13 protein-coding genes are annotated in these 12,167 nt (G+C 34.7%); 5 read left to right on the plus strand and 8 right to left on the minus strand.

What is annotated here, in order from left to right; all coding sequences use genetic code 11:
- Positions 1–5: 5 nt before the first annotated feature.
- The 5 genes from ACKPCA_RS17280 to rplU all read right to left on the minus strand — a co-directional run bounded on the left by ACKPCA_RS17280 (position 6) and on the right by rplU (position 4,231).
- Positions 6–308 (minus strand): DUF4286 family protein, encoded by a 303-nt coding sequence (locus ACKPCA_RS17280; RefSeq protein WP_054716794.1) that lies wholly within the window; start codon positions 306–308, stop codon positions 6–8.
- Positions 309–346: 38 nt separating this feature from the next.
- Entirely contained in the window at positions 347–2,161 is a 1,815-nt protein-coding gene (locus ACKPCA_RS17285; RefSeq protein WP_321280190.1) for a tetratricopeptide repeat protein, read from the minus strand.
- A gap of 87 nt (positions 2,162–2,248) precedes the next feature.
- Positions 2,249–3,523: a serine--tRNA ligase gene (gene serS / locus ACKPCA_RS17290; RefSeq protein WP_321280191.1), complete on the minus strand. Its 1,275-nt coding sequence runs from the start codon at positions 3,521–3,523 to the stop codon at positions 2,249–2,251.
- A gap of 116 nt (positions 3,524–3,639) precedes the next feature.
- Positions 3,640–3,900, minus strand: a complete 261-nt coding sequence (gene rpmA, locus ACKPCA_RS17295) for a 50S ribosomal protein L27 (RefSeq protein WP_054716802.1) — start codon at positions 3,898–3,900, stop codon at positions 3,640–3,642.
- A gap of 19 nt (positions 3,901–3,919) precedes the next feature.
- A complete protein-coding gene (gene rplU, locus ACKPCA_RS17300; protein ID WP_054716805.1) occupies positions 3,920–4,231 on the minus strand; it encodes a 50S ribosomal protein L21 in 312 nt (103 codons plus the stop codon).
- Positions 4,232–4,704: 473 nt separating this feature from the next.
- Between rplU and ACKPCA_RS17305 the strand changes: the two genes are divergently transcribed.
- Positions 4,705–5,307 carry a bifunctional nuclease family protein gene (locus ACKPCA_RS17305; protein ID WP_054716809.1) on the plus strand — a complete coding sequence of 201 codons (603 nt, stop codon included), beginning with the start codon at positions 4,705–4,707 and terminating at the stop codon, positions 5,305–5,307.
- 53 nt (positions 5,308–5,360) lie between these two features.
- Here ACKPCA_RS17305 and ACKPCA_RS17310 read toward each other — a convergent pair whose 3' ends face one another.
- Together ACKPCA_RS17310 and ACKPCA_RS17315 are read right to left on the minus strand one after the other, a co-directional pair.
- Positions 5,361–5,696, minus strand: coding sequence for a helix-turn-helix domain-containing protein (locus ACKPCA_RS17310; protein ID WP_321280192.1), 336 nt, complete (start codon positions 5,694–5,696; stop codon positions 5,361–5,363).
- Positions 5,697–6,106: 410 nt separating this feature from the next.
- Positions 6,107–7,363 carry a nucleoside permease gene (locus ACKPCA_RS17315; protein WP_321280193.1) on the minus strand — a complete coding sequence of 419 codons (1,257 nt, stop codon included), beginning with the start codon at positions 7,361–7,363 and terminating at the stop codon, positions 6,107–6,109.
- A gap of 251 nt (positions 7,364–7,614) precedes the next feature.
- On the opposite strand from ACKPCA_RS17315, the gene ACKPCA_RS17320 reads away from it, so the two are divergent.
- The 4 genes from ACKPCA_RS17320 (at position 7,615) to ACKPCA_RS17335 (ending at position 10,810) form a co-directional block, all read left to right on the plus strand.
- Positions 7,615–8,580, plus strand: a complete 966-nt coding sequence (locus ACKPCA_RS17320) for a nucleoside recognition domain-containing protein (RefSeq protein WP_321280194.1) — start codon at positions 7,615–7,617, stop codon at positions 8,578–8,580.
- 73 nt (positions 8,581–8,653) lie between these two features.
- Positions 8,654–9,448: a thymidylate synthase gene (locus ACKPCA_RS17325; protein ID WP_321280195.1), complete on the plus strand. Its 795-nt coding sequence runs from the start codon at positions 8,654–8,656 to the stop codon at positions 9,446–9,448.
- Between the two features lie 23 nt (positions 9,449–9,471).
- Complete coding sequence (locus tag ACKPCA_RS17330; RefSeq protein ID WP_321280196.1) at positions 9,472–9,957, plus strand: dihydrofolate reductase; 486 nt, start codon at positions 9,472–9,474, stop codon at positions 9,955–9,957.
- A 1-nt stretch (position 9,958) separates the two neighbouring features.
- Positions 9,959–10,810 carry a hypothetical protein gene (locus tag ACKPCA_RS17335; protein ID WP_321280197.1) on the plus strand — a complete coding sequence of 284 codons (852 nt, stop codon included), beginning with the start codon at positions 9,959–9,961 and terminating at the stop codon, positions 10,808–10,810.
- Positions 10,811–10,915: 105 nt separating this feature from the next.
- On the opposite strand, the gene clpX is transcribed toward ACKPCA_RS17335, so the two are convergent.
- A complete protein-coding gene (gene clpX / locus ACKPCA_RS17340) occupies positions 10,916–12,130 on the minus strand; it encodes an ATP-dependent Clp protease ATP-binding subunit ClpX (protein WP_321280198.1) in 1,215 nt (404 codons plus the stop codon).
- Positions 12,131–12,167 lie beyond the last annotated feature (37 nt).

The raw sequence follows: 12,167 nt of genomic DNA on the forward strand, positions 1-12,167 counted from the left end.
TGGATTTAAACTTCTTGCAAAAGCGAAGAAAATGTGATTACCTGATTTTGAAATCTGGCATTAAAAACCGCTTTAATTTTTGGTTCAAAGCTATTGATGTATTTTTCCAATTGTTCTTGGGTTTTGAATAGGAGTTGCAATGAATAAGTCATTCCACCATCTTCTTGTGCAACCATTACTTTGCAAAAATAATTATTAGAGAAAGTACAGGTTTCCTTTAAAAGAGGAATGAATTTAATTTTCATCCATTCCACAAAAACTTCCTCTATTTCCTGATCTAGCAAATAGCTTGTATTGTATAATAACATATTATTTATCTTTAAAAGTCGCGCAAATTTATAAAAATCTATCTCAAAGCATTTATCCTTTTTCGCGCTTCAACAGAAAAAATACTATCGGGATAATCTGTAATAATCGATTTATAACATTCTAATGCAGCAGTTGAATTTTGCATTTTTTCAAGTAGTTTTCCCTTTTTGAATAATGCTTTATCTGCAATTGAATCCCAAGGATGATCTATAATTATCTTTTCAAGATTTTCCAGAGCTTTATCCAATTTATTCAGCTGCAAATAGATTTCATATTTTTTAAAATACACTTCGTCTATCAGGCTATGGGCTGGTTGATTTCTTATCAACTCATCCAATTTGCTCAAGGCTTCATCTTCTTTTTTCTGGAATAGTAAAAACTCAGCTTCAGCGTATGTTTTCATTGCCGTGTAACTGGTATCTAGTGTGGTATTATCACTAATTAGCTGCGATAAAGCAATGGCATCATTGGCAATTAATTTGGAAGTACTCCCTTTAAGGGCATCCAATTGTGCTTTTGCCCATTTAAGTTCACCCATATAGTATGAAACCTTAGCCTTTTTAAACTTTGCCTCGTAGCCTATGGTGTTGTTTTTATTGGCTTTTTCAATCTGAGAATAGAGCAGAATGGCATCCCACTTTTCATCGGCAAACAATTTAATATCTGCCAATTCCATTTTAATTTCTGATTTAAATTGTGGGTGAATGTTGCGATTTTTTAGAACAGCTTCAAGTTTTTCAATTGCTTTATCGCTTTGGTTTAGGTAAGCCGATAATATGTGAGCCTGTCTAACAATAGCCCTGCTTGTTTGACCAATATTTTTTTCTTGGTTTAAGAATTTGTCGTAAGAAGAAGCCAGGCTTTTCCATTCTTCTTGCGAGGTATTTTGGGCATCCTTTAACTGTAAAAATCTTGTTTCTAAAAATTCTGTTTTGGCTGTAAAATAGTTTGAAGCTTCTACGCCTTTATCAATAACGATCTGAAAAGCTTCCAATGCCGTTTCGAAATCTTTATTTGTTCTTGCTGTATTAGCTAAAGACATTAAACGAAATCCATCTTCCTTTTTTATTAAGTCGATAGATCTGGCTTGAGCCAAGGCAGGTTTAAACTGTTTTTTCTGCATAAAGTACCATTGCAATAATTCTTTCAAAGCCAAATTGTCTGGTTCTGTCTGCATTTTATTCAATAGCTGATTTCTGATAATTGGATCAAGACTTGAATCGATATCCTGAGCAAGTGCAGATTGAAGGCGATTTTGTACAGAGTTTACCTTACTTGGATCAATAGATACGCCAATTAAAAATTCAGTAAGCATTTTTTCAAAATCTCTTTGGTAGAGATAAATATTTCCCAATTCGATATGATAGAGATGTGGTTGTTTCAATAGTTCTCCTCCTCTTTCATAGACTTTGGCAGCAAACTCATATTCGCGTTTGGAAATAAATGCATTGGCAATACTATTAATATCAACCTTAATGGGTTTTAGCTTTTGTAGTGCTTTATTGTATTGCTTGATTGCTTCTTCTTCCTGATTCCATTTTTTATAGACATAACCCAAACTTATAATGAAACTATTATCATTCGGATTCTTTCGTACCTGTTTCTTTACAAAACTTTCAGCATCCTTAAATTCTTCTAATTCAAGCAGGCAATCTACATAGTAGTTGTAATAAGTTTTGGATTTTGTAACATCGTACAAATCGTAAAAGAGGGTAGAAGCTGGCTTGTACTCCTTGTCGCGAAAGTATTTAAACGCCAACTGGCTTCCAGATTGGATGTTCAATTGACCAAAAGTAGAAAGGCCTACTGATAACAATGAAATCAGTAATATACTTGTTAGATTCTTTTTCAAAATGAATTTTTTATTGATTCAGCACCATAAAAATAAAAAAAAGCCCGACTTTTAGGTTCGGGCTTAAGCAAATATTTTGATAATCGATTAGTCGATCATGTCAAATCCTGTGTAAGGAATCAATGCTTTAGGAATTTTAATTCCTTCTGGTGTTTGGTGATTTTCCAGCAATGCAGCTACAATTCTAGGCAAAGCCAATGCGCTACCATTTAATGTGTGAGCCAATTGTGGTTTTTTCATGTCTTTATCCTTAAATCTTAATTTCAAGCGATTTGCCTGGTAAGATTCAAAATTGGAAACCGAGCTAACCTCCAACCATTTTTCCTGAGCTGCAGAGTATACTTCAAAGTCAAAAGTTAAAGCAGATGTAAAGCTGGTATCACCACCACACAATCGCAATAAACGATATGGTAATTCTAATTTTTGAATAATGCTTTCAACATGATTTACCATGCCTTCTAATGCTTCGTATGATTTTTCAGGGTGTTGCAACTGTACAATTTCAACTTTATCGAATTGGTGCAAGCGGTTCAAACCACGAACATCTTTTCCGTACGAACCAGCTTCTCTTCTAAAACAAGCCGAGTATGCCGTATTTTTAACCGGAAAATCTTCTCCTTTTAAAATTACATCACGATAAATATTTGTAACAGGAACTTCAGCTGTTGGAATCAAGTACAAATTATCTTCTGTAACATGGTACATTTGTCCTTCCTTATCTGGTAACTGACCTGTTCCATATCCAGAATCTTCGTTTACAACCAATGGAGGAATTACTTCTTCGTAACCTGCTTTGCGGTTTTCATCCAGGAAGAAATTGATTAAAGCTCTTTGAAGAATTGCTCCTTTTCCACGATAAAGTGGGAAACCAGCACCAGTAATCTTCACACCCAAATCGAAATCGATCAAGTTGTATTTTTTTGCCAATTCCCAGTGAGGAATTGCATCGGGAGCCAAACTTGGAGCTTCGCCAACACTCTTTTCAATTACATTATCCTCTTCGCCTTTACCTGCAGGAACCGATGAATGAGGAATGTTTGGAATCTGCAATAGCAGATTGTTTAATTCTTCAACAATGGAAGTTTGCTTCGAGTTTAATTCAGCAATGGAGTTTTTTAACTCACCAGTTTTAGCTTTTGCTGCATTAGCTTCTTCAGCCTTTCCACTTTTAAAAAGCATACCAATCTCTTTCGACAAGCTGTTCATTTCTGCCTGAGTTGCATCCTGTTCTGCTTGAGTAGCTTTTCTTTTTTCATCAAGATCAATAATTTTTCCGATAATTTCAGTAGCATCGAAATTTTTGATCTTTAAAGCCTTAATGGCTTCCTCTTGATTTTCCTGTAAATATTTTAGGCTTAGCATCTATTATCTTTTGTTGATGATTATTCCTGATTTTTATGAAAGTGTAAAAATAAAAAAATCTCCTGTCTTTATACCTTGATAAAGCAGGAGATTTAAATATTTTAATACTGAATTAACTATTCAGCAAGAGGTTCAATAGAAACGTATGATTTGTTGTCTCTTTTCTTTCTGAAAACAACTGTTCCATCAACAAGTGCAAATAGAGTGTGATCTTTACCACAACCTACGTTTTCACCTGCGTTATGCTTAGTTCCTCTTTGGCGTACAAGAATATTTCCAGCTTGTGCAAATTGTCCGCCGTAAATTTTAACTCCTAATCGTTTACTTTCCGATTCTCTACCGTTCTTCGAGCTACCAACTCCTTTTTTATGTGCCATTTTGTAATATTTTTAAGGATTAAGCTACAATTTCTTCAATTTGAATTTGTGAAAGGTACTGACGGTGACCGTTCAGTTTTTTGTATCCTTTTCTTCTTTTCTTTTTGAATACTTTTACCTTATCACCTTTCATGTGTGATAATACTTTTGCAGTTACTTTAGCACCTTCAATAGCAGGAGCTCCAACTACAACTTCACCTTCGTTATCAACTAGAAGAACTTTAGCGAACTCAACTTGTCCACCTTCTTCAGCTTCTAATCTGTGAACGAAAATCTTCTGGTCTTTTTCAACTTTAAATTGTTGACCCGCGATTTCTACAATTGCGTACATTTTAATACAATTTTACGGTTTGTTCCAGGGGGTGGGTAACCTATAAATCAAGTTATTCCTCTTGGTGAACCCCCGAAGAAAATTATTTTTCGGATTGCAAAAATAGAAAAGAATAATTGATAAACAAAGTTTTAAGGATAGAAAAACAGCTTTTTGCCAACTTTTTTCTTTGTTAATGCCCTCATTTACAAATTGGGCTGAGAAATCCTTGCAAATGTACAAAGTTTCCTGATTCAGGTTTGGATTATGTAGCCTAATAATTGTATCTTCATGTAATACATTTAAGGAAGCTACCGAATGTTTGAGATTAAGTAGTTTTTTTAATGTTAGGAATAATCGATTTTTGTATCGATTTTAATTTGAGGAATTGAGGAGTGAAAATAAATAAAGAAGTCTTGTTTACTATTATTGTTAAGAAGCTTCGAAACAATTATTATATTTGCTTCAAGAAAGATGGAAATTTGTAAAAACCTATGGGTAAAATAAAACTAAACGTTCTTGGATTGTCATATAGTCAAACACAAACTGGAGCATATGCATTGGTCTTATCTGAAGAGGATGGCGATAGACGCATTCCCATTATTATTGGTGGAGTTGAAGCACAGTCGATAGCTATTCAGCTTGAGGAATTAGATCCACCAAGACCATTGACTCATGACTTGTTTAAAAGTTTTGCAGAAGCATTTGCTGTAAATGTTACCGAGGTCAATATATATCGATTGGAGGAAGGAATATTCTATTCAGAGTTAATTTGTGAAAAGGGAAGCAATCGCATTCGTATTGATTCCAGAACTTCAGATGCTGTAGCCATTGCCCTTCGATTCAAGTGCCCAATTTATACAACCAATGAGATTATTGAGAAAGCAGGAATTGTTTTATCAATTGAGGGAGAACCTCAAGAACCAACTATTACAGCACCTACTACCGATTTTGGCTCCAGTGAAACGAGTTCAAAAAGTGAGTTTAGTGATTACTCGATCGCACAGTTGCAAAGTATGCTCGATGATGCCATTCGGGATGAAGACTACGAAAAAGCATCTTTAATAAGAGATGAGCTAGATAAAAGAGGAGAATAATTAAATGCGGAAATAAATTACCAAGCTATCCATAAGGATAGCTTTTTTTGAATTTACTTCTTTATTAATGCGATCACATCTCGTAAAATCTCACGCTCTTTTTTCAGATCTTCGATTTCTTTTTTGAGTTGTTCCTTTTCTTTATCTACCGGATTATTGATGTTAATTGCATCGGCCAATTGTCTAAAAATATTCACACCTGTGACTTCGCAAATGGTCCAAAGTCGACCAACCTGAACACCACGTCTTTTTAAAAGGTAATGAACTGAGGAATTTCCGATACCAAGTTCAGCTGCTAAATCTACAGTAGTCATGCGTGTTTCTGCCATGGCGTCATGTATGAGTTTATGAAGATCTACAGGTAGTTTTATGGGTTTTGAAGGTTTCATGAGCTGTATGTTGTTCGTATAATAACTGTAATTTAGCGTATTTCGGTTATATTATCAATAAAATATCTAGATAATAATATCTAACAAATAGTAACATGAATAATATGCCTATGAAATAGTCCTATGTATACAGCAGTGTGAAAACTACAACTATAATATAGCTTGCTGCATATAGCAGCATGAAAACTAAACTTATAATATAGTTTACTACATACAGTTACATGAAAATAATACCTATAATATAGTTTAATGCATATAGAACTATGAAAATAACGACTATACTATACGATAGATATCATGTCGTATAATAATTTAAAGCGTAAAGAGCAGCAAAGTGAATAAATAAAACACCCTCTAATCTTCAGTAGAAAGAAAATTAGAGGGTGATGCAGGCCGTAAGTCTTTATTTTTTAGTGTGCGATAGTTCCTACTTGCTTTGGATCGTGTTTGTGTTTAAACAGAATTGCAAAGAATATTGCAATTACAAATGAGTAAATCGCAAATGTATTCCAGATGTCCATCCAAATAAAGTTTCCATCATTACCAGTAAAGAATGTTCCGATAATAATGCCACTAATCCAAGATCCCATGATTGCACCAAAACCATTGGTCATCATCATGAACAATCCTTGAGCACTTGCTCGAATACTAGAATCACATTGTGTTTCTACGAACAGCGAACCCGAAATATTGAAGAAATCGAACGCCATACCATAAATGATACACGATAGGATAATCATCCATAATCCTCCTGCAGGATCTCCATAAGCGAATAATCCGAAACGAAGTACCCAAGCAATCATACTGATTAGCATTACCTTCTTAATACCAAATTTCTTTAGGAAGAATGGAATAGCCAGAATGAATAAGGTCTCAGAAATCTGAGAAATGGACATGATGATAGTTGAATATTTAACTACAAATGAATCGGCATATTTATCAACGTGTTTAAAGCTATCTAAAAATACATCGCCATACATGTTTGTTAACTGTAAAGCTGCACCTAAAAACATTGAGAAGATGAAGAACAATGCCATTTTGTAATTCTTGAACAATTTAAAGGCATTTAAACCTAATGTTTCAGTAAGAGGAGCGCCTTTTTGTCCTTTGTTTTGAGGCTTACATTGAGGCATAGTAAAAGAGTAGGCCGCCAATAAGAATGATACAAATCCGGCAATGTAAAATTGGTTTGCCGAAGCTTTTGATCCGGTAAGGTTGGTTACCCACATGGCTACAATAAAGCCAATGGTTCCCCACACACGAATTGGAGGAAATACCTTAATTACATCGTAGTTGTTATTTTTTAAAACGGTGTAAGAAATGGTATTCATAAGTGCAATGGTAGGCATGTAACAAATCATGGCCACTAAAATTACGCTGATAAATGTAGTAGAGGTTTCAATTTGTGGTAGGTAAAGCAATGCTGCACCTCCTAGTAGATGAAGAACTCCATATAATCTTTCTGCATTCATCCAACGGTCGGCTATAATACCGGTAAGTGTTGGCATGAATAAAGAGGCAATACCCATTGTTGAGAAAACGGCACCAAATTCGGTAGGTGACCATTGTTTTGTTCCAAACCAATAATTTGCAATGGTTATCAACCATGCTCCCCAGATAAAAAACTGTAGGAAGTTTAATAGCGTCAATCGACCTTTAATTCCCATAATTCGTTGTTTAAATAAATTAGATTTGTAATTGTTTTTCTAAATGGTTTGGTTGTTCTAGTAGTTCAAAATCAATAGATGTAATTGGCTATCAATTTTGGAAGATCCAAATCTAACAAAAAAAGAAGAAAGGTAAAAGCCTTGTTAAAAAGCAGTAAAGTAAAACTTCGTAGCTGGTCTAATAAATGATAAATGTAACCGATGTTGATTTAAAAAAAATGGTACTTTTGATCCCTAAACAACTATAGCTGATGCAGGTAAATAAAAGTTATCAAACAAGGCAATCGGGAAAAGAGAAAATAAAAGAAGCGGTAAGAATTGCATTGCCAAAAGCTTACTCAACTACAAAATGGTTGCTAAGTATCATGATTCCGGTTTCTTTTGGTGTCATGATTTTGAATTACACAGGAGTCTTGACTTTAATTTCTTCCTATTTGGCTCCTGCTTTCGAATTAATTGGCCTGCCTGGTGAATCGGCATTTGTTTTATTGACAAGTATTTTTACCAATATATATACTGCAATAGCTGTAATTACTAGTCTTGAAATGCAGGGTAGAGTAGTTACCATTTTGGCGGTAATGTGTTTGGTTGCACATGGTTTTATAATCGAAACTGCTGTTTTGAAAAAAACGGGATCATCGGTTGTTAGAATGATACTTCTTCGTGTATTGGGAAGTTTTGCAATTGGAGCAGTGCTAAACTGGCTTTTACCAAGTGAATCCATACAGCAAATTAGTTCCATTACTACATCAAATGAATCATTTTCGATAATGTTCTTTGATTGGGCTCAGTCATCCTTATTGCTGACAATGAAGGTGATTGTGCTAATTACGTTATTAATGATTTTTCAAAAAATACTTGAGTTATTTGGTGTCATCAGGTGGATTTCAAAATTCCTAAAACCATTGCAAGTTGTGATGGGATTGCCGGAATCTACTTCTTTTTCGTGGATAGTAGCCAATACATTAGGTCTGGCGTACGGAGCTGCAATTATTATGGAGCAGGTTGAGGAAGGGAAAATGAGTAAGGAAGATGCCGACTTATTGAATCATCATATTGCAGTGTCGCACTCCCAGCTTGAGGATCCATTGTTATTTGCAGCTATTGGTGTTCCGTTGGGATGGATGATTATTCCAAGGTTGATTTTAGGAATTGTAGTGGTTTGGATTTGCCGATTGGAACGCTATGTGAAGTCAACATTTGGTAAAAAATGTTAATCTAAGGGATTGGTGTTAGATACTCTTTACGAATTAATGTATCTTTAAAAACTAAAATTTCGACTCATACATTATGCAACAATATCTTCAATTATTAGAAAGAGTTCTTGAAGAAGGGAACAAAAAAGAAGACAGAACAGGTACAGGAACAGTTAGTGTTTTTGGGCATCAAATGCGTTTTGATTTGTCTAAAGGTTTTCCTGTTCTTACTACAAAAAAACTTCATTTAAAGTCTATTATTCATGAATTGCTGTGGTTCTTGAATGGAGATACAAATGTGAAATATCTTCAGGATAATGGCGTGCGCATTTGGAACGAATGGGCCGATGAGAATGGAGATTTGGGACATGTATATGGTTACCAGTGGAGATCGTGGCCAAAGGAAAATGGTGAATCATTAGATCAAATCAAGCAAGTGGTTCGCGATATTAAAAACAATCCCGATTCTCGTCGTTTAATTGTAAGTGCATGGAATGCTGGAGATATTGAAAATATGGCTTTGCCACCATGTCATGCATTGTTCCAGTTCTATGTTGCAAACGGTAAATTGTCGTGTCAGCTATATCAGCGCAGTGCCGATATTTTTCTGGGCGTACCTTTTAATATTGCATCCTATGCTTTGCTTACCATGATGATGGCTCAGGTTTGTGATCTTGAACCGGGAGAGTTTGTTCACACTTTGGGTGATGCGCATATTTATATGAATCATTTAGATCAGGTAAAGCTTCAACTAAGCAGAGAACCAAAAGATTTGCCTCAGATGAAAATTAATCCTGATGTGAAGAGTATTTTCGATTTTAAGTATGAAGATTTTACATTGGAGAATTATGAAGCACATCCTCATATAAAAGGGGCAATATCTATTTAATTACGAATTTATAATAGTAGAAAATGAATTTAGCGATCATAGTTGCAGCATCAAGAAATAATGTGATTGGTAAGGATAACCAATTAATTTGGCGTCTTTCGGCAGATTTGAAAAGATTTAAAGCTTTAACAACTGGACATACCATTATAATGGGACGCAAAACTTTCGATTCTATTGGTAAGCCACTGCCTAATCGTACTTCGGTAATCATTACTCGTCAGGAAGACTACAAGCAAGATGGATGTATTGTAGTTCATTCTTTGGAAGAAGCTTTGGATGCTGTTAAGGATCAGGAAAAAGTATTTGTTATTGGTGGTGGAACAATTTATGAACAAGCAATGGATAAAGCTAATGAATTGTACCTAACCTTGGTTCATAAAGAATTTGAAGGTGATACATTCTTTCCAGAAATTAAATCAACTGAATGGGAATCGATAGCCAGAGAGGATTGTATGCCTGATGAGAAAAATGAATATTCATATTCATTTATCGATTACAAAAGAAAATAGTATGAATTTTAGATATTTAAAATTAGGACTTATTGCCTTGTTGTTTGCAGGAACAACGAATTCTTGTTCTACAGGTTCTGATCCGGAAGATATTATTGATGATGTTTTTACGGATCCTGCTAAGTATTGTTTAAACATTAATAATGGAATTAATGACATTGTAATGAATGTAAATGCCATTGTAATGAACAATTTGGATACCAATAAGGATGTAATAGATGATGAAGTGCCAGATGGTGTTAAACCAAGCATCTACAGAACCGGGGAAGTAATTGATTCAGTAGTTATAGATTATGGTAGTGAAAAAACTATTTCATCTATTGGGGGAAAATTTAAAGGCAAAGTAATCGTTGATCCTGTAGATGAAAAATTATTAAAATTTGAGATAAGATTCCCAGATCTTGAGGTAAATAATTTTGGTGTTTCTGGAGTATTCAATTTTGATGTTGTTGGAGATGTGGTAGGTAGAGATTTTTCAGTATCATCCAGTACCATAAAATTTTCAATTACCGATTCAGAAAGCAATGTAACTGAATTTCCGGTTACCTCTTTCGAGGCTGATTACAAGTACGTAAGAAGTGAAAAAGATGATGTGGATTATGTAGATGATATTTATAATATTACCAGTGATATTGATATTACTTATCCTACTGGTGCTGCCATGTCATTGACCAATCAGTCTGATTTGTTGTATGCTTATGCATGTAAAAATGTTATTGGAGGTACTGCACTTTTTACATTGCAGGATATTGGAGAAGGAATTGTGAATTATGGAGGTGGCGATACCATTGATAATTGCGATGGTGATGCAAGTGTTACAGCCCAAGGTGCTACAATTACAATAAGTTTATAGAGAAATTATTATAGTGTAAAAAAAATACCGGAGGTCAACTCCGGTATTTTTTTATATTATATTCCGATACAATTATATGATTTTACATTTTAAATCTGGTATCGGTTATGCGACTTTTAAACGCTTTAGGTTTACTTTTTCGAGTTTTTCGCTAGCGTATTTACTATCAATCGAGATTTTCTTTTCGTCTCCAGAAGGCAACTCAAACATTGCATCCATCATAATTGCTTCACAAATTGAGCGCAAACCACGAGCTCCCAGTTTGAATTCTACAGCTTTGTCAACAATGTATTCTAATGCACTTTCATCGAAAGTTAATTCAATATCATCAATCTTAAACAACTTAGTATACTGCTTAACGATCGAGTTTTTAGGCTCTGTTAAAATGTTGCGAAGTGCTTCTCTGTTTAAAGGTTCCAAGTAGGTTAAAACAGGCAAGCGACCAATGATTTCAGGAATTAGTCCAAATGATTTCAGATCCTGAGGAGCAATGTACTGTAGGAAGTTTTCTTGATCAATTTGTTCTTTTTCCTTGCTAGCATTAAAACCAACAACCTGCGTATTCATTCTTTGAGCAATCTTTCTTTGGATGCCATCAAAAGCACCACCACACACAAAAAGAATATTTTTCGTGTTCACAGGAATCATTTTCTGATCCGGATGTTTACGACCTCCCTGTGGTGGAACATTAACAATCGATCCTTCCAGCAATTTTAACAATCCTTGCTGAACTCCTTCTCCTGAAACATCACGGGTGATAGAAGGGTTATCGCTCTTACGTGCAATTTTATCAATCTCGTCAATGAATACAATTCCTTTTTCAGCAGCTTCTACATCATAATCAGAAGCTTGCAATAGTCTCGTTAAAATTGATTCAATATCTTCACCAACATAACCAGCTTCAGTCAATACAGTTGCATCCACAATGGTAAAAGGAACATGCAACATTTTAGCAATGGTTCTTGCCAAAAGAGTTTTACCTGTACCAGTTTCACCCACAAGAATGATATTCGATTTTTCAATCTCGATATCTTCATCGTCTCTTTCCTGAAGTAATCTTTTGTAATGATTGTAAACCGCAACGGAAAGGTACTTTTTAGCTTCTTCCTGACCAATTACATACTGGTCAAGGAAAGCCTTAATTTCCATTGGTTTCAATAATTTAATCTCTTTCAGGTTAAGATCCGAACGATTTTTTAATTCTTCCTGTACAATTGAATATGCTTGGTCGATACAGCTATCGCAGATATGACCACTAATTCCTGCAATCAGAAGGTTAGTATCTTTCTTTTCTCTCCCGCAAAACGAGCATTTATCCATGATATTGATTTATAGTACTAAAAATGCAAAGTTAATG

Origin of the sequence: Marinifilum fragile (genome assembly GCF_963677365.1) — a bacterium.
GTDB lineage: Bacteria > Bacteroidota > Bacteroidia > Bacteroidales > Marinifilaceae > Marinifilum > Marinifilum fragile.

What these genes read in the sequence shown, in the direction of transcription:
- ACKPCA_RS17280 (WP_054716794.1), bottom strand. Translation starts at nt 308, where the DNA reads ATGTTATTATACAATACAAGCTATTTGCTAGATCAGGAAATAGAGGAA.
- serS (WP_321280191.1), bottom strand. Translation starts at nt 3,523, where the DNA reads ATGCTAAGCCTAAAATATTTACAGGAAAATCAAGAGGAAGCCATTAAG.
- rpmA (WP_054716802.1), bottom strand. Translation starts at nt 3,900, where the DNA reads ATGGCACATAAAAAAGGAGTTGGTAGCTCGAAGAACGGTAGAGAATCG.
- rplU (WP_054716805.1), bottom strand. Translation starts at nt 4,231, where the DNA reads ATGTACGCAATTGTAGAAATCGCGGGTCAACAATTTAAAGTTGAAAAA.
- ACKPCA_RS17305 (WP_054716809.1), top strand. Translation starts at nt 4,705, where the DNA reads ATGGGTAAAATAAAACTAAACGTTCTTGGATTGTCATATAGTCAAACA.
- ACKPCA_RS17310 (WP_321280192.1), bottom strand. Translation starts at nt 5,696, where the DNA reads ATGAAACCTTCAAAACCCATAAAACTACCTGTAGATCTTCATAAACTC.
- ACKPCA_RS17315 (WP_321280193.1), bottom strand. Translation starts at nt 7,363, where the DNA reads ATGGGAATTAAAGGTCGATTGACGCTATTAAACTTCCTACAGTTTTTT.
- ACKPCA_RS17320 (WP_321280194.1), top strand. Translation starts at nt 7,615, where the DNA reads ATGCAGGTAAATAAAAGTTATCAAACAAGGCAATCGGGAAAAGAGAAA.
- ACKPCA_RS17325 (WP_321280195.1), top strand. Translation starts at nt 8,654, where the DNA reads ATGCAACAATATCTTCAATTATTAGAAAGAGTTCTTGAAGAAGGGAAC.
- ACKPCA_RS17330 (WP_321280196.1), top strand. Translation starts at nt 9,472, where the DNA reads ATGAATTTAGCGATCATAGTTGCAGCATCAAGAAATAATGTGATTGGT.
- ACKPCA_RS17335 (WP_321280197.1), top strand. Translation starts at nt 9,959, where the DNA reads ATGAATTTTAGATATTTAAAATTAGGACTTATTGCCTTGTTGTTTGCA.
- clpX (WP_321280198.1), bottom strand. Translation starts at nt 12,130, where the DNA reads ATGGATAAATGCTCGTTTTGCGGGAGAGAAAAGAAAGATACTAACCTT.